Source organism: Roseateles sp. FW301-B2 (genome assembly GCF_058788955.1).
This window is the reverse complement of record NZ_JBYTBE010000078.1, coordinates 1-693: the sequence shown is the minus strand read 5'-3', so window position 1 is coordinate 693 and position 693 is coordinate 1. Positions and strand designations below refer to the sequence as shown.

Genomic DNA, 693 nt, shown 5'->3' with positions numbered 1-693 from the left:
TTCAAACAGCAACTCCGCCAAGACCTGCAACCCGCCGTCTTCTAGGAATTACTGTCTCGATAAACCCGAGCAGGTCACTCCCCATGTGGCGCTCAGCGAGTCGGTAAGCGAGTTCTATCTGCGCAATCAGGCGCATTTCGCGCCCTGGGATCCGCCTTCGCCGCCGGGCTTTTTCGCGCCGGATCAGGTAGCGGCGCGCCTGCAACTTGCCGCGCTGGCCTTTGAGGAGGGGCAGGCTTACCGCTGGTGGATCTGCAGCCAGGATGCACCGACCAAGGTGATCGGCCAATGCCAGGTCTCGCAGGTATCGCGCGCCGTGTTCCAGAGTGCCATGCTGGGCTACTCGCTGGATGCTCAACGGCAAGGCCAAGGCCTCATGAGCGAGGCCTTGGCAGCGGTGCGCGGCGAGATATTCAGCCAACGCGTAGGCCTGCACCGTCTGCAGGCCGCCGTGCGCCCGGAAAACACGCGCAGCCGTCAAGTATTGCTGCGCCTTGGTTTTGCGCATGAGGGCCATAGCAAGCGCTATCTCTTCATCAGCGGCGCCTGGCGCGATCACGACCTCTATGCCCTGATCAACCCGGCTTGGCCGGATCATCAACTTGAATTCAAGTAATTGCGGCCCTTAAAAGCAAAAACCCTCCGACTCATAGGAGGCGGAGGGTTTGCTTTGGATATTAGCCTGACGATGAC

The 693-nt window shown here is 60.3% G+C and carries 1 protein-coding gene; it reads left to right on the top strand.

Translation table 11 applies throughout. The features are described 5' to 3' along the window. A partial coding sequence (locus AC3WQY_RS24580; RefSeq protein ID WP_492711226.1) for a GNAT family N-acetyltransferase occupies positions 1–616 on the top strand: 616 nt, incomplete at its 5' end. Between the last annotated feature and the right edge of the window lie 77 nt (positions 617–693).